Genomic DNA, 15,952 nt, shown 5'->3' with positions numbered 1-15,952 from the left:
TTCTTACCGAGGCCGTTCGCACGTGACGCGACCACAGCTTCCCTTGTTGTTCTCTACAGACAATGTCGCCCTCCCCTCCGGGCCCCACGCAGTACCGCCAGAGGCCATCTGCGCCTTGTAGATGAAGGTGACGTTGCCATTGCCGGTGTTCTTCGGACCAACGCTTCTGCTGAAGGTTGCAACTGCTCCAGGAGGCACCGGTCCAGCTAGGCCCATGCTTTCATTGAGCTGAAGAATTCCGAATGCCAGATAGGTGTCACCAGGATTCCACACGACGTTGCCGGTATTTCGGAACTGGAACGTCAGATTCGACGAGCCACCATTGAATATCTGGCGGGGTGATGCCGATGCGCTGACCAGTTCCGCATTTCGGACGACGGCAGGTATGGTGAAGGCTCCTGATCGATTGAGCAGCAGATGAGCCTGGCCCGAGGGCGAGATGCCGTGGACGTAGATGGGCTTTCCGCCATGTGCGTTGCGCATATTGGAATCCAACGTGAAGCCAAACCAATACGCCCCTTGCGATTGGCATGCGGCCTTTACGTCGTCGTTCGGAACCAGCGTGCCGGTAACGCTCCCAAGATACGTACCAGCGCCTGCCGGCCCTCCCGCATAGATGTGTACGGTGGTGGCCGCGTTGACGCCCACGGAGCATGCCCATCCTTGTACGGAGAAGTTCCAGTTCGCGTCGTTCGTAACCCCTGCGACGTCTCCGATGATCGTTGCCGTGGGAATGGCGAAGTTGCCGGAGTTGCCCAGCGCTTGGTTGTGCTGTGCTCCCTTCGGAGATACACCGTAGATGGAGAACTTGCGGCCACCCAGCTGCTGCCTCTGGGCCAGCGATATCGGCAGCTGGTATCTATAGCCATTGCCTGAGGCTTGGCAGGCGGCAGCAACCCCTGGCTCGCTGGCGAGGTTTGCCTGGGTGCTTCCCAGGTAGACGTTGCCTTCGGCGTAGCCATCCACCTGGATGGATCCGGCCGATCCGGTGGAGCAGGCCCAGCCTCGAGCGAACCAGTTCCACTGCCCGTCATGGGTGATTTCGTCAATCATTCCCTTGACTGCCGTATCGATCGGATAGTCGGTCTGTGAAACCTCGGTACGCGTGCGGTTGGAAGCGTTGTTGTAGCTATGACGGGTCCACGCCCACGTACCGTCTCCCAGCGAGCGGACTTCATGCGTCAGGCGGCGTCCTGCATCGTAGCCGTAGCGTACCGTCACGCCATCGGGCTGGGTGAGCGAGGCGATGTCGCCTGCGGAGGTGTAGCCAATGGCTGTGGTCGCCCAGCCGGTTCCCGAGCTGGTTCTGTCGGACACAACGCGGCCACGACCGTCATACGTCAGCTCCCGCACACCACCGTTCGCATTGACGATACGTCCCGGCAATCCCAAGCCGTTGAAGTTGGAATAGCTGATCGTATGACCGAGAGCGTTGGTGGTGCTGGTCAGATCGCCCTGGTTGTTGAAGGTCGAGGTGACGTCATCCTGCGGAAGCGGGCCATCGATCTTGATCGAGGCCTTCAATCCATTGGCGTGATAGCTATAGGTGGTGCGGGTTACCCGCGTCTGGCTGGGCACCCCACGTGCCGTCAGATTGCGCTCAGTCACGCTGGCCACGTTTCCGCGATCGTCATAGGTGTAGGCGACTTCAAGATCACCCACCACCGTTGTCTTGAGCAGCCGGTTACGCGCGGTATCCCACTCCTGCAACGTCGTACGTTCGGCCGTGCTGCCGACCGCTTCCACCCGCTTCAGCAGGTAGCCCTGTGCGCTGTAGTCGAAGTTGGTCAGATTGTCCTGGAAATCATGGACCAGATCAGGGTACCCATTGGCGTCGTAGCTCTGCTCCTTGTAGCTGGCAGGGCAGTTCGGCGACGGATCACCCTTGGTCGACACCATCTTTCCGTCCTTGAACGTGTAGGTGGTGCTGCGGCCAAGAGGGTTGATCACAGTGACATCGATATCGACGGGCCGCGTAAGGCTCGGCGCAGCGGCGGCGGTCATGCCGAGAGCGCTCTCCATCGGCAGGGAATCGACAGGCAGCGAGCGCGGCTGGTAGCAGATGCGTGAGCCTCCGGGGCGCTGTTCGCACCATCCACGCTCTTCGTCGGCGCGGACACCGCCCGGTCGAGCCGGGGCGGGGGGCGGAAGCACCGGTTCGGTGCTGCGCACGGCGTAGCTGAAGCGGAATCGTTCGATGCCGCCATTGTGCTCGGTGCTGATGGCGCGCCGCTCCGCGTCGTAGGCAAACGTGGAATAGCGCACGCCGTCAAAGGACTTGCCGGTCAGGGCACCCGGGAAGCGGGCATCTTCGTAGTGGTAGCTGATCGTCGTTGCAGGTGTGCCTGGTAGCGTCGCACTGGCGAGCCGGCCACGCCCGTTCCCGAACACGTTGGGGGTATAGGTGTAGCGGTAGATGTTGCCGGCCGGGTCGGTCACCTGGGAGACCTGTCCATTGGTCCAGCCAAAGCTGATACTGCGTCCCGAGGAGTGGGTGACCTTCTGCAGGTAGCGATCGGTATAGGAGAACGTCCAGCTCACACCTTGCTCATTGCTGAGCCGGGTGATGTAGCCCTCGGCGTTGTAGATTTCCGTCCCGTTGTTTTCGTTTCGAAGCGTGAACGTGCCGTCTCCGTTCGCGGCGAGATACGCGATGGGCTGGGCCTTGTCCTCGTACCAGCGCCCGCTGGCTGGATCCTTGAGATACTTGATGCGGCGACCGTCGGGCCGTTGTACCCACGCCAGCTGGTTTGCATCGGTGAACGCGAGCGAATAGTCGAAGTTGCTCAGCCAGTGATTGCCGAACAGGCCGGTCGCGCTCCAGTAATGATTGTAGTTGCGCTGCAGGAACAAGCCCATTTCGCCCTGGCTGGCGAAATCGAGTTCCGGCTCGACCTTGTTGCCGCTGTAGAGCACGACAGGATTGCCCTTGCGGCCATTGCAGTCCTTCTCCTTGTCGTCGGTCGGCTGCTCCTTGGCGGTTTCCGTGGGGATTGCGCCACCACCACCACCGTTATCCATCTGTGCTTCGGACAGATGGATTTCACTACCACCACCGAATCCAAAGCCACCCACGCCACCACCGCCAGTTCCAGGCAGCCGCTTCTTGGTGACGTATACGGTTCCCTCAGTGCTTGCTGCAGTCGCCGGGGTCATGGGCAACGAAAGGAATGGCAGCAGAAGGAGTGGGGACTTCAGAATGTTCCGTGTAGCAAAGTGCATCATGCGCTTTTGTAGCTCCTCATCCGAGACCGAGTCATTCAGTCACCGGGAATTCACGTTTGTAAATATTCTAGGTCGGTGTGCCGCCGATGTGCAACGCACACGGTGCGAATCTTCTGTGCCTTCTTGATCTGTGTTGGTCAACTCATGCCGACAATGGCGTCAGAACAAACTGCCCTGCGGTGACTCTTTCTTCGGCGGCAGCGGCTTCAGGAACCGGCTGCAATCCAGCTTCGGCCAATGGCTGTTCTGCGCATTGAAGCCGAGACGCTTTCGCGCCAGCTTGAAGCGGTTGTTCAACAGATCGGCATACACGCCTTGGCCACGCATGCGCGTGCCGAACTGACTGTCGTAGTCCTTGCCGCCGCGCAGCTGCTGGATGGTGCTCATCACGTGTGCAGCGCGATCGGGATGATGGGTATCCAGCCAGTCGCGGAACAGTGGCGCCACTTCCAGTGGCAGGCGCAGCAGCACGTAGCCGGCGGTGCTCGCACCTGCGTCGTGCGCGGCCTCCAGCACGGCTTCCAGCTCGCTGTCGTTGATCCACGGAATCACCGGCGCCACCATCACACCGACCGGAATGCCGGCGTCATGGAGGCGCTTCATCGCGCGCAGCCGTGCATGCGGCGCCGACGCGCGCGGCTCAAGCTTCGCGGAAAGATGCGGGTCCAGCGAGGTCACCGAGAAATGCACGCTGACCAGGTTCTCCGCCGCCAGCGGTGCGAGCAGATCGATGTCACGCTCGACCAGTGCGTTCTTGGTGATCAGCGAGAACGGATGCCTGGTTTCCAGCATCACTTCGATCAGCTGGCGGGTGAGCTTGAACTTGCGTTCGATCGGCTGGTACGCATCGGTGTTGATGCCCAGTGCGATCGGCTGCGGTACGTAGCCCGGCTTCGACAGTTCCTTGCGCAGCAACTGTGGTGCATTGGTCTTGGCGAACAGTTTGGTCTCGAAGTCCAGGCCTGGCGACAGGTTCAGATAGGCGTGCGAGGGGCGCGCGAAGCAGTACGAGCAGCAACACTATATGTGTTTGAGGGGAAGTGTTCAGCGCAACCCCTATCGAACTGGTGCTCTGTCAAGGCTAACGCGGCTCAGGATAGAAATTCCCCCCTAGCCCATGGCAATGAAGGGGAGGTTAGCGTTCCGACTAATGCGGCGAGGACTCAGGGGCACTGTATTGGCCCCGTTGAGCGCCCGACGGCCCGTGAGTGGCCGGGCTAAAACATCGTTTGGTCAGCGTACGCTTCCGGCCAAAAGCGGACACCGCCAAACGCCTGAACTAAGCCGAGCCATCAGGCGGCTTCGGCTTGGAATCGTTAGATGCCGTCACCCGTTCCCTCCGTGACGGCCGCTTTGAGAAGGGGCTTGAGCAGGTTCGCAAAGGTGATCAACGCCGCAAGGGTACTGACGAGCACTTGCTTCGGCGCGCAGCTTGGTGGGAACAGGATCGGTTGGACCTCATTTTCAGCATTGAGCGCATGTTTCATTGTCATTGGCTCAATGTAGGTATCAACTATCTGTTGGGCAATGCGGAAATCTCCCCACTCATGCGCGCATTGATTGCGCAGCTTGTTGAGAAGGCGAGTATCAATGAATTGTTAGACATCAGTGCAAAGCACATGCGCCTTATAGATGGCATGCTGCCTTTCAGCGCCTGCTGCAAAGTGAGGTAGTTCAGCCAACAAGCGATCCACGAGAGGTGCCGGTTCTGGTAGAGGCCGAAACCCAATACCCTCCCACGCCCGCATGCTTGAAGGTGCCATAGCCTGAAGCTGGAACTCCAATGAAGTGAGGTTTGCGAAGTATGGCTCTGGCAGATAGCTACGAGGTATGGATACGTAGCTCGCCCCACAGTGCTTACGAATAAAGGCGTTTCTCAGCTTCTTTGCTGCGTCCGCATCTGTGGCGGACTGCTCGCGAGCGGCAGCTGGGTGATCAAGCTTCTTGCAGTAACGCCACATACGGCCGGTGCAATACGCTTGCGTGAACTTGTGGCTGCGACCTTCGCTGCCAGTGGCGTGCTTGCTGTAAATCCTGGTGCGGAATCCCTCGGTGGCTTTTGGTGTGCTACCGATGTACCGGATTTGTCGTTCATGGTCCCAAAGAGCGTAGATACCGAACTCTTCTGGGAGGTCTGCGAGATTGATTGGCACGGATCGTGTCAGTCTTTCAAAGATACTTCGGCTGTCCACCATCTCCCCCTGCTGCCTAACTACCTTGTAGCCGGATCCCTGGGTCCGGTTACACGACTTATCCACATACCACCATATGGTGGGCTATCCCCGCTGACAGCGGCTCGATCTTAGGGCTGCTGGGTCCGGCTGACAAGCCGAGGCATAGCCGGACCCAGCAAGCAGACCAGGCCGCATTTCAAGAGCAGTGGACAAGCACTGATGGATGTCCGCTTTGGGTCAGTTGCTGCCATGTCGAGCCCACGACAGCTTCCCGCCAGCAGCAGACAGAGAATTCACCGAACTACAGTCCAAAGAATATTCGCCGGTCACTCTCTTTATGCAAGTTGTGCTTAGCTATGTGATAGTGCGCCGGTGCTACACAGTCAGATCTTAATCTGAACGGAAGCTCGTCGATGCATATCTCTGCCACAAGCGCACTGAAATCCTTCTCGTAGCAGGCTTGAAGGACCTTCAGGTTGGTGGACGGGAAGCTGTTTTTGAACTCAATGTTGTACTCGGGAGAGAAGTACCGGATAAGTGATGCCTCATAGAGAGTGATTCGTTCTTGCTCACTAGTCTCGTATAGCTTCTCCAGCCCCGCGCGAATGCGCGTCCCATCATTATCTTTGTTCTTGGCGAATGGATTGAAGAACGTGAAGAGCTGACTGTTGGGAACAACTGTCAACAGCAGCAGGGTTAGCTTGTGCGTCTCAGGAATGCCTTTCAAGGCAATTTTCTGAAGCGTCTCGTGCTTCAGCAGTCTGTCTAAGGCATTGCGTGATCCATCTTTTCCGTAGGCCTGCCCGATGTACTTCACGTCGAAATCTATCGCCTGCGATATGGAGCTTAGTCGTGCCTGTAGGTCCTGAGGACTTGGCCATCCCAAGCGTCCCGATGCATCAACAACGTGATATATGTCATCGACCAGCTGCAACCGACACCCTTCTGGGCACGGGTACTTGACCTCGTAAGTCTGTCCTAGAGCACTCATAAAAATGCTCAGCTTGTCGTTCTCTAGTTTTGCATTCTCAAGGACAATCCTGGGTACGAGCCCAATAAGGTAGATATGGCAATCTTTGACTACGCTCATGACTGAAGCCAACGCATCTTTGTCATAGATTGCTTCTGCTGGAATGGTGCAGTAGCCAGAAGCGTACATTCCTAAAGCGTGCTCGACATCAAACACGGCTTCTTTGAGCTTTTCCTTCATGTCTTGCTTCATCACGTCCCCGTCCGCTGCCCAGAATGATTGCGCCGTGCTAAATGAACAATGGTCGGCTCCTCGAGTCGGGCTATACGAAGTACCCGCAGCCCGTGATTTGAGGACTAGACCCTTGATACGGCCTCATTTTAGGACGGCTGTGGTTCACTTAACAGTCCGATGTGTAGTGAGAGCTACCAGGGTGCAGAGCGTGCGCTCACGCTGATGTCCGCTCTGGATCGAAAGGTGCCATGCCCATGCCACGATAAACAACCTTAATCCACTGCCTTGGCGATGTCCGCTTTCGGCCATAAGCAGACATCCACCCCATCCCTGATAAACATCCCTAGGCCGCAGCAGACCTCGAGCCTGCTGCGGTCAATTGGTTTTGGGGCAGACTACGCCGATGGCCTAAATTCCCCTAGGTCAGTGAGTCTAGCCCGTCCCTTCTAGACGCCTTAGGCCACTTCAAGTTGATGTATCGTCCGCACAGAAGATCCCATGCATCGCGCCCAGCAGTGCTGCAACGCGCGGGTCTGCCATGCGGTAGACGATCGACCGCGATTCCCGTCGGGTCGCTACAAGCTTTCGTTGGCGGAGTTCGGCCAGTTGCTGGGAGAGCGCCGGCTGTCGGATGCCGGTGGCGTCCTCCAGTCCGCTCACCGTCATTTCACCTTGGGCGAGCTGGCACAGCAGCAACAGGCGGGAGGGAGTGGCCATGAAGCGCAGCAACTCGGCCACTTCGGGCACGCGCTCCTTCATCGTGGCTAGGTCTGACGGGCTGAATGGGGGGCTGGTCACGGGTAAGGGCAACTTGGCCGGGTGATGTGATGCAAACACCATGGGGAAGGCGCCCAGTCTAGCATGCTTCTATAGTTGCACACTTTATGTAACTATGTAAGTATTAAGCAACCAATCCCCCCGGAGCCAGTCGTGAACCAATCCGTAGCGGTAGACGCCCCCTTGGAGCAGGCTGTCCGCGTCGTCAACGATGCCCGTGCCGGCCTGCTCCCCTCGCCTCATGTAAAGACCTTCTTCGATCCTGCCACTTTCACTGCCAGTCACGTCGTACGCGATCCATCTTCTTCAGCGTGCGCCATCATCGACAGCGTCCTTGACTTCGACATGGCCGCAGCCCGCACCTCCACTGCCTCCGCATCGGCGTTGGTGGACTACGTGCGGACCGAGCGCCTACAGGTGCAATGGTTGCTGGAAACCCACGCGCATGCCGACCACCTCTCAGCAGCACCATGGCTGCAGGGCCAGGTGGGAGGTACGCTGGCCATCGGCGAGCGCATCACCACTGTCCAGGAAACCTTCGGCAAAGTCTTCAATGCCGGCACTGCATTCAAGCGGGATGGCAGCCAGTTTGATCGGCTGTTCGCCGATGGTGCCTCCTTCCGCATCGGTAATCTCCAGGCGATGTCGCTGCACGTGCCGGGCCACACCCCCGCTTGTATGGCGTACGTGATCGGCGACGCCGTATTTCCTGGAGACACGCTGTTCATGCCGGACTACGGCACCGCCCGCTGCGATTTTCCAGGTGGTTCCGCTCGCCAGTTGTATCGCTCGATCCAGCGCCTTATGTCCCTGCCCGACGCCACCCGCGTCTTCTTGTGCCATGACTACAAGGCCACCGGTCGAAACCATTTCGTATGGGAGACAACCATCCGTGCCGAAAGGACAACCAACCTGCATGTGCACGAGGGCGTGACCGAAGCCATGTTCGTGGAAATGCGGGAAGCCCGTGACGCGACGCTCCCGATGCCGCGACTGATCCTGCCTTCAGTGCAGGTCAACATGTGCGCCGGCCATCTGCCCGAACCCGAGGACAACGGCGTGCGCTACCTCAAGCTGCCGGTGGACCTGCTATGACGCTCTCTCATTTGGCTTGGTACTGGCCACTCGCTGGCGGTGCCATGATTGGAACAGCCGCCGGTGCCTATCTGGTCCTTCTCGGCCGCGTTGCCGGCATCTCGGGTCTACTTGCCAAGACACTGGGCATGCCGGGTGACGGCGGACGCGGGAGTGCAGCCCTATTCCTGGCGGGACTTGCCCTGGCGTCAGGCTTGGCATTGGCGGCCAGGCCCATACTATTGCCGGCGCTCTCCGCAAACGGAGCAGTGGTATTGGTGATTGCCGGACTGCTGGTGGGTTACGGAACTCGCCTTGGCGCTGGCTGTACCAGTGGGCACGGTGTCTGCGGCCTGGGCAGGGGATCGTCGCGGTCGGTGGTGGCTACCTGCGTGTTCATGCTCATGGGCATGGCCACGGCGACCCTGGTACGGATTGTGGCGGGGGGCACGGCATGATCCGTCTCGCCGCGTTCCTGTGCGGCGCACTCTTCGGACTGGGACTGGTCGTATCCGGTATGGCCAACCCAGCCCGCGTGCTTGCTTTCCTTGATGTGAGCGACGCCTGGGACCCCTCCCTGGCGCTGGTCATGCTGGGCGCACTGATCCCTTCCGGCGCAGCCTACCTGTGGATACGCGCCCGCAGAACGCCGCTGCTTGCCGTATCGCTGCACATTCCCACCCATCGCATCATCGATCGGCGCCTGGTGATCGGTGCGGCGATATTCGGCCTGGGTTGGGGTCTGGCCGGACTATGTCCCGGCCCAGCCATCGCGTTGCTGGGAACCGGCCAGCCCTTCGCGATCATCTTCGCCACGGCAATGATCGCTGGCGTGCTCCTGCATGGCCTCATTCACCGCCCCACTGCAACTACGGGAGAACCATGAACCTCAAGCCACTCTCCGCCAGCCTCAAGGTGTCCGGCCAGCTCCTGCCAAAGGACATTGAAGCCCTGAAGGAGCAGGGCTTTGCGAGCGTGATCTGCAACCGCCCCGACGATGAACAGCCGGAGCAGCCCAGTCACCATGCGCTGCAGGCCGCCTGCCACCAGGCGGGCATGCAGTTTGCCTATCTTCCTGCGCTGCCTGGCGTTATTACCGATGATCAGGTGCATACCTTTGCCAAGTTGATCGAAGCGCTGCCAAGCCCTGTTGCCGCGTACTGCAGAACCGGCACCCGTGCTGCGATGCTTTGGGCGCTGTCGGAAGTCGTTCACAATGGAGCGGCGTTTGACCACGTCCTGTCTGTTGCTTCGGATGCAGGCTATGACCTTTCTTCCATCGCAACACGGCTGCAGCAAGGCCCGGCGTCCGGCGACTGACATATGGAAGCGCTATCTCTGCTGCAGTTGGTTCTGGGCGGCCTGTCTGGCGTCCTGGTCGGCTTCGTCCTGGGCGTGGTCGGTGGGGGCGGATCCATCCTGGCGGTGCCACTGATGCTCTACGTGGTCGGAGTGGGAGATCCGCATGTGGCTATCGGCACCAGCGCCCTGGCAGTAGCGGTCAATGCGGTGTCGAATCTGGTGATACATGCCCGTAGAGGGAACGTTCGCTGGCCTTGTGCCTCGGTCTTCGCTCTGGCGGGGATCGCGGGCGCATACCTGGGTTCCAGCTTGGGCAAGGCGTTCGACGGCAGGAGCCTGTTGGCGCTGTTTGCTGTGGCTATGATCGTTGTCGGCATCGCCATGCTTCGCAGGCGCAACACGCCTGGACTCACGGACGCTCGGCTCGGCAGAGGCAACGCGCCCGCGCTGATTGGGCTGGGCGCCACCGCCGGCGGGCTTTCTGGCTTCTTTGGCATTGGCGGAGGCTTTCTCATCGTGCCCGCACTGGTGGCCGCGACGGGCATGCCGATGATCGCCGCAGTCGGAAGCTCGCTCGTCGCCGTCGCCGCATTTGGCATGACCACCGCACTGAACTACGCGCGTACAGGTCTGGTCAACTGGAAGCTCGCGGCAGTTTTCGTCGTTGCCGGCGTGGCTGGCGGTATTGCAGGTGCAGCAACTTCGACGAAGCTGGCCAACTATCGTGGAGCTCTGAACACGGTATTTGCAGTACTGATCTTCATTACTGCCGCATACATGCTGTGGAAGGTGAGCTGACCGGATGTGCTCCAGACCACAGCCGAGCACTGATAGCCAGCGCAGCGCTTCAAAGGCTTTGATAGGAAGATACTACGAACGGTGGTCCACATCTTCCAGAGTCAAATAAGATGCGACGGCTCGAAGCGCCTCGCGATCAGCTTCGAAATCCATGGCCAATAGGCCGCGCTCCAACGCGATGCGGGCATGCGCCTGTGATGCGACTCTTGTCGCTTCATTCGAGGACCCTGCCAACGCTGCGAAGGCCTTCTGCAGCCGGATACTGACCTCCAGGGACGCGGCGGCATCCCTGGCAATCGGAGTGAACGCGTCCTCAAACATGTCGCGTACGTCGAGACACTGCACGTGCACGCGCGGATACAGCACCTCGCCTGTCGCAGCGTCCCCTGCGTGGCTGGACCATGCACAGAGCAGCCTGACACATGTCCCGATGACGTCGATGCAGGTCCCAGGGTCGTTCACCGCAGGTGACATGGCTCGCTGCGCAATTTCCGCAAGCACGACCAGCCCGAACCGTGGGTCATTTTCGATGGAGCGCGCGTCGCTAAAGGAAATGGCTGAGATCACTTCACTCTGTACTTCAGGAAGTAGATTTCCCTCGATGGCTATCAACGGACGGGTTGGGGTTGCGAACGTACCCGGCTGGCAGAGCAGATGAACGCGTAGATCATGTTCCTGCGCAATGGCGTTGATCCGCCCGACATCCACGTGTTCAACGTAGGCCACCTGATCGCCGACCAGCTGCACCGCCCCCTCTCCTACCCGAACCGCACTGGCTCCGCCGAGCGAAGGCTCCTCGGCGCGGCGCTTCATTGCCACTTGGGTCGCCCGCTCCACCAGATCGATGGTTTCGCCGACGCGGCCAAAGCGTGAGAACTGCTCGATAGCCCGGAGCAACGTCACTGTGATGACGATGATGACCGCGATGGTTGCCCCGAACAGTACAAGCCGGCCGCTATCTCCGTAGATGCCAGTGCTGAGCGCGATGAGGCCCACGATCGAGAACAGGAAGGCACCAATGAAGGTGGCCAGCGCACCTTGGGCCCGGGTGTCTTCGATCAGCAGGCGGGCCGCGCGCGGGGTGGCGCTGTTGGACGCGGACCCGTATGCCGAGACCATGGTGGACAGCGAGAAGGTGGTTACCGTCAGCATCGACGCGGCAAGAATGCCAAGAATGTTGCCGACGGAATCTGCGCCGATCCGTGCGGCAAGGCCGACGGGAATGAGGAACTTCAGGAACGCGCCCGCCAACGCCGTGATGATGCCTAGGGCGCCATACAGGGTCGAGCGGAACCACATCCGCTTTGTAACTTTGCTGGCTGCAAGCCTCAATCTGGTGAGCATGGGCTACTTCCTGGGAAGTTCGACCATCAATAGCACGGCCGGGCGCCGAGGCCACGTCAACGCAGGGTCATGCCCGACCCAAGGCAGATGCCGCTACTCCGGGCGGCATCTGTGTGCAGATTCTACGAGCGCACCTTGTCCAGGAACTGACGGTGGCGCTCGTATTGATCGAGCACATCGTGGATGAGTTGAACCTTGGTCCATCCCATGACGTCGTAGTCCTGCCCGCCCTCCCGCAGATAGACCTCCGCACGGTAATGACGGGTACCCTCGCTGACCGGCCGACGAGGATCCTGCAGGGCGAACGTCGGCGGCTCATAGGGCTGGGGCCGTACCGAGTAGAAGAAGTCCATCTCCTCGCCATGGCCAACCTGCAGCCACGCACGACCATCCTCCCCCTTGGAGACTTGGACCGGCAGATCCTGCTTGCGCAGCTCAGCCGCAACCTCTTCCAATGCCGGGATGACACGCTGCTCGATGAAGCCGGTCACCTCGATCTTCAACGGATTGTGCGCCAGCAGGCGCAGGCGCGCCCGCCAATCCTCGCTGGTACCCGGCAAGATACGTGCCTCGCGCAGGATCGAGCGCTTGGTTGCATCCAGATGCATGGCCTTCAGCAGTCCCCAGCACATCAGGATCATGACGATCGTAAATGGCAACGCACTGGCAATGGTGGCCGCCTGCAATGATTCCAAGCCGCCGGCCACCAGCAGGGCAATCGCAAGGCCGCCGACCAGCAGCGCCCAGAAGATCCGCTGCCAGACCGGCGATTCCTCCTCACCCTTCGAGGTAAGCATGTCGATTACCAGGGCACCGGAGTCCGCTGAGGTTACGAAGAACAGCGCAACCAGGATGACCGCCAGCGAAGAGGTCAGCATGGTCAGCGGCAGGTGCTCCAGGAACTCGAAGAGCGCCATCGAGCTGTCGGTTGAGACCGCCTGCACCAACTGCTGGATGCCCTCCGTCCGCACCATGTGCAACGCGGTGTTGCCGTAGATGGTCATCCACAGGAATGTGAAGCCAAGCGGTACGAGCAGCACCCCTACCACGAACTCACGGACGGTGCGTCCACGTGAGATGCGCGCGATGAACATGCCAACGAAGGGCGACCACGCAATCCACCAGCCCCAGTAGAACAGCGTCCAGCCACCCAGCCAACCCGTGGGTTCGTAGGCATAAAGGTTGAAGGTCATCGAGAACAGTTGGGAAACGTACATGCCGGTGTTCTGCACCAGCGCCTGCATCAGGTGAACGGTGGGTCCACAGACCAGCACGAAGGCCAGCAGCGCCGCCGCCAGGATCATGTTGAGCTCGGACAACCTGCGTACGCCGCTGTCCAGGCCAGCCACGACCGATCCGGTGGCCACCAGTGTGATGACGGTGATCAAGCCAACCTGGGCGAGCGTACTGACCTCCAGGCCGAACAGGTAGTTCAGGCCGGCGTTGATCTGCATGACGCCCAGTCCCAGCGAGGTGGCCAGGCCGAAGATGGTACCCAGTGCGGCAAACGTGTCTACGGCATGTCCCAACGGGCCGTGGATACGGTCGCCGATGAGCGGATACAGCGCGGAGCGGACACGCAGCGGGAGATTGTGTCGGTACGCAAAGTACGCCAGCGACAGCGCTACCACCGCGTAGATCGCCCATGCGTGGATGCCCCAGTGGAAGAAGGTGATGCGCATTGCCTGGCGGGCAGCGGCGGCGGACTCAGGCGAACCAACCGGCGGCGTGGCGTAGTGCATGATGGGCTCGGCAACGCCGAAGAACATCAGACCGATGCCCATGCCCGCAGCGAACAACATTGCGAACCAGGAGCCGTAGCTGTAGTCCGGCGTACTGTGGTCAGGGCCGAGCTTGATGCGGCCGTAACTGCTGATGGCGACGCCGACGACGAAGACCAGGAAGCCGGCTACTGCAAGGATGGTGAACCAACCTGCATCATTGGCGGCCCATGACTTGGCCGCGGTGAACCACCGCGTGGCCATTTCGGGCGCGAAGGCGGCAAGCGCCAGCAGCGCGATGACGATGGCTGCCGTGGGAATGAACACCTGCGAAAGGATCCGCTGGCGAACGGGGGGATGTTGCGGAGCCGTGCTCTGCATGGATACCTCCGTGTTATTGGGTGGAAAAATCTGCGGCTTGCGCGAGGCCGATCAGAAGTAGAAGCCGATATTGAGGTTCAGCCGCGAATGCCAGCTGGAAAGGCCTCCTTCGTCGATGCCGATACCATCACCACCGGCAAACCACATGTTGCGGCCAGCGATCCAGTCGACATAGGTGAGCATGATGCCTTTCTGCAGGCTGCAACCGGTCACGTTCTGCCACGAATCACGAAGGCCCGCGCGGTGCCCGACCGGGCGGGTCATGCTGAGGTTGTTATAGCAGGTGATGTCATCCAGCCAGCCCTTCTGGCCGAACGAATAGGCGATGTTGGCGCTTGGCACATCCGCCTGCGCTGCAACCTGGAAGGGGGATTGGAACGCCGACATTGCGATGCGATCTCCGGGCACGTCATACCGGTACCGCGCCCACTGCAACTGCGCGGTCCAACCATCGCGCTGCCACTGTGCGTGGAGGGCCGCGCCCTGATGACCGTATTGACGCCGTGTCTGAGTGTTCTGCACTTTGCCAGCAAACGCTGATGCGCCCAGCAACAGTTCGCCGCCGCCCCAGTCGTGCGCGCTCTCCACGCGTGCATGCAGTCGTTGCCGCTCGCGATACGGCAATGCCTCGGTCTGCGCGACATCAAAGGAGTAGCGATCGTAGCGAGCCCCGGACCCGTATTCGTCTCCGGAGAACCAGCCAAGATGCCAAGTTGTGCTGCCGCTGCGGTGAATCACCACAAGGCCCGGATCGTAATCATCCTCGATGCCCAGGTAGTAGCCGGAGCCGAACCAGAAACTCTGCGAAACGGTGGGGAGCAGCCCGAACGGGACTTGCTGGATACCTGCCTTGAGCTGGGTAGCATCGGAGAACTGCCAGCCCGCGTAGGCGTGATGCACGGCGTCGAAGCCATCGTACCAGCGGTATTGGGCAGAGAAGGAAAACGGTCCGGTTCCAGCGTCAAGGTCTGCACGCAGCAGTTCAAGCTGCAGGCGGCTGGACGGCCCGTAGTCGAGCCAGCCATAGTTGAACCTGACGGCGCCTCCTGGATCAAAGTAAGGATCTCTATGTAGGTTATCCTCAGAAGCATCTGCAGCCAGCGAAGTTCCCGCCAACGCGGCAGCGACAATGAAGGGAATTGATCTCACGGTTATGCGCCTTGCCTCCCTGATCTGCTACGGAAAGCGCTTGAGTCTAACGTCGATTCATCCAATGCCTCAAACTGGCGATCTCAAAGAACTCTTGGCGACGCCACAGCAATCACTCACGGCGCGTCTTTAGTCCTCAGGTCCATATGCCACGTGAAAATCATGTGTAGTGAGAGAGTAGCTAACACGATCCACTTTTTAGTAGTCGATCCTGAGATTGAGCGACTCATAGTGGACATGGAGTGACACGCAATGTCATTTGAGAATAGGCTAGGGCCTCGACATCGGGGAAGAATTCATGACTATTGATATCAGCGGCCTTTCTGCCAAGGAACTTCGCTCACTGATTGCTCAGGCGGAGAAGCAGCAGTCCAAGGTGCTGTCACGCCCTAAGGCCACAGCGATGCGCGCCAAGATCAACAAGTACGTCAAGGATCATGGATACACGATAGAGGAACTCTACGGCGCTTCAGTGATCGTGCCCTCCGAAACCGCCAAGAAGCGAGGTGATCGGAGGCCTGCCAAATCGACAGGGTCCAAGATCGCTCCCAAGTACCGCAATCCTGCAGTGCGCGGCCAGACGTGGTCCGGTCGAGGGCGGCAACCGCGATGGATAGCCGAGCTGGTAGCAAGTGGAAAATCACTGAATGACTTCCTGATCAAGTAGTGATAGCGAGGTAGCCGCACACCGGTACCGCAGCAAGTCCTGAGAATCATTAGTCATCAGGAGGTAGCCGCACACCGGTACCGCAGCAAGTCCTGAGAATCATTAGTCATCAGATCGAACAGGATGCTGGTGCGCG

At 59.8% G+C, this 15,952-nt stretch carries 13 protein-coding genes and 1 pseudogene; 7 read left to right on the top strand and 7 right to left on the bottom strand.

The genetic code is table 11. The features are described 5' to 3' along the window. Positions 1 to 3: 3 nt before the first annotated feature. Entirely contained in the window at positions 4 to 3,225 is a 3,222-nt protein-coding gene (locus FQS62_RS00290; RefSeq protein WP_049447451.1) for a DUF6531 domain-containing protein, read from the bottom strand. 159 nt (positions 3,226 to 3,384) lie between these two features. Then, a pseudogene (locus tag FQS62_RS00285) lies at positions 3,385 to 4,239 on the bottom strand (PA0069 family radical SAM protein); the annotation flags it as partial. Positions 4,240 to 4,532: 293 nt separating this feature from the next. Between FQS62_RS00285 and FQS62_RS00280 the strand changes: the two are divergent. Next, positions 4,533 to 4,898 (top strand): hypothetical protein, encoded by a 366-nt coding sequence (locus FQS62_RS00280; protein WP_100441045.1) that lies wholly within the window; start codon positions 4,533 to 4,535, stop codon positions 4,896 to 4,898. 802 nt (positions 4,899 to 5,700) lie between these two features. Here the strand turns inward: FQS62_RS00280 and FQS62_RS00275 are convergent. Then, positions 5,701 to 6,609 (bottom strand): hypothetical protein, encoded by a 909-nt coding sequence (locus FQS62_RS00275; protein WP_224119317.1) that lies wholly within the window; start codon positions 6,607 to 6,609, stop codon positions 5,701 to 5,703. Positions 6,610 to 7,068: 459 nt separating this feature from the next. Further along, positions 7,069 to 7,362, bottom strand: a complete 294-nt coding sequence (locus tag FQS62_RS00270; protein WP_021202108.1) for an ArsR/SmtB family transcription factor — start codon at positions 7,360 to 7,362, stop codon at positions 7,069 to 7,071. A gap of 243 nt (positions 7,363 to 7,605) precedes the next feature. Here FQS62_RS00270 and FQS62_RS00265 point away from each other — a divergent pair, with 243 nt between their 5' ends. Genes FQS62_RS00265 through FQS62_RS00245 form a run of 5 tightly spaced genes read left to right on the top strand, consistent with a single transcriptional unit; the run spans position 7,606 to position 10,554 of the window. Continuing rightward, the gene (locus tag FQS62_RS00265) at positions 7,606 to 8,475 is read left to right on the top strand and encodes an MBL fold metallo-hydrolase (RefSeq protein WP_199849323.1); all 870 of its coding nucleotides are present in this window, start codon (positions 7,606 to 7,608) and stop codon (positions 8,473 to 8,475) included. Continuing rightward, a complete protein-coding gene (locus FQS62_RS00260; protein WP_100441042.1) occupies positions 8,472 to 8,912 on the top strand; it encodes a YeeE/YedE family protein in 441 nt (146 codons plus the stop codon). Before FQS62_RS00265 ends, FQS62_RS00260 begins: the two co-directional genes overlap by 4 nt. Next, positions 8,909 to 9,340, top strand: a complete 432-nt coding sequence (locus FQS62_RS00255; protein WP_100441041.1) for a YeeE/YedE family protein — start codon at positions 8,909 to 8,911, stop codon at positions 9,338 to 9,340. The genes FQS62_RS00260 and FQS62_RS00255 overlap by 4 nt, the downstream gene beginning before the upstream one ends. After that, positions 9,337 to 9,774: a protein tyrosine phosphatase family protein gene (locus FQS62_RS00250; RefSeq protein WP_065178729.1), complete on the top strand. Its 438-nt coding sequence runs from the start codon at positions 9,337 to 9,339 to the stop codon at positions 9,772 to 9,774. Before FQS62_RS00255 ends, FQS62_RS00250 begins: the two co-directional genes overlap by 4 nt. Before the next feature lie 18 nt (positions 9,775 to 9,792). Further along, positions 9,793 to 10,554 (top strand): sulfite exporter TauE/SafE family protein, encoded by a 762-nt coding sequence (locus tag FQS62_RS00245; RefSeq protein ID WP_080353444.1) that lies wholly within the window; start codon positions 9,793 to 9,795, stop codon positions 10,552 to 10,554. Between the two features lie 72 nt (positions 10,555 to 10,626). On the opposite strand, the gene FQS62_RS00240 is transcribed toward FQS62_RS00245, so the two are convergent. The 3 genes from FQS62_RS00240 to FQS62_RS00230 all read right to left on the bottom strand — a co-directional run bounded on the left by FQS62_RS00240 (position 10,627) and on the right by FQS62_RS00230 (position 15,149). After that, a complete protein-coding gene (locus FQS62_RS00240) occupies positions 10,627 to 11,898 on the bottom strand; it encodes a DUF2254 domain-containing protein (protein ID WP_005420848.1) in 1,272 nt (423 codons plus the stop codon). Between the two features lie 122 nt (positions 11,899 to 12,020). Beyond that, positions 12,021 to 14,000: a BCCT family transporter gene (gene betT, locus FQS62_RS00235; protein WP_100441040.1), complete on the bottom strand. Its 1,980-nt coding sequence runs from the start codon at positions 13,998 to 14,000 to the stop codon at positions 12,021 to 12,023. A gap of 51 nt (positions 14,001 to 14,051) precedes the next feature. Next, a complete protein-coding gene (locus FQS62_RS00230; protein ID WP_100441039.1) occupies positions 14,052 to 15,149 on the bottom strand; it encodes a hypothetical protein in 1,098 nt (365 codons plus the stop codon). A 298-nt stretch (positions 15,150 to 15,447) separates the two neighbouring features. Here FQS62_RS00230 and FQS62_RS00225 point away from each other — a divergent pair, with 298 nt between their 5' ends. Continuing rightward, positions 15,448 to 15,816 carry an H-NS histone family protein gene (locus FQS62_RS00225; protein WP_100441038.1) on the top strand — a complete coding sequence of 123 codons (369 nt, stop codon included), beginning with the start codon at positions 15,448 to 15,450 and terminating at the stop codon, positions 15,814 to 15,816. Positions 15,817 to 15,952: the final 136 nt, after the last annotated feature.

This window comes from Stenotrophomonas sp. SBJS02, from assembly GCF_020428325.2.
Taxonomy (GTDB): domain Bacteria; phylum Pseudomonadota; class Gammaproteobacteria; order Xanthomonadales; family Xanthomonadaceae; genus Stenotrophomonas; species Stenotrophomonas africana.
The sequence above is the reverse complement of the archived record's forward strand: the minus strand, read 5'-3'. Positions and strand labels throughout refer to the sequence as shown.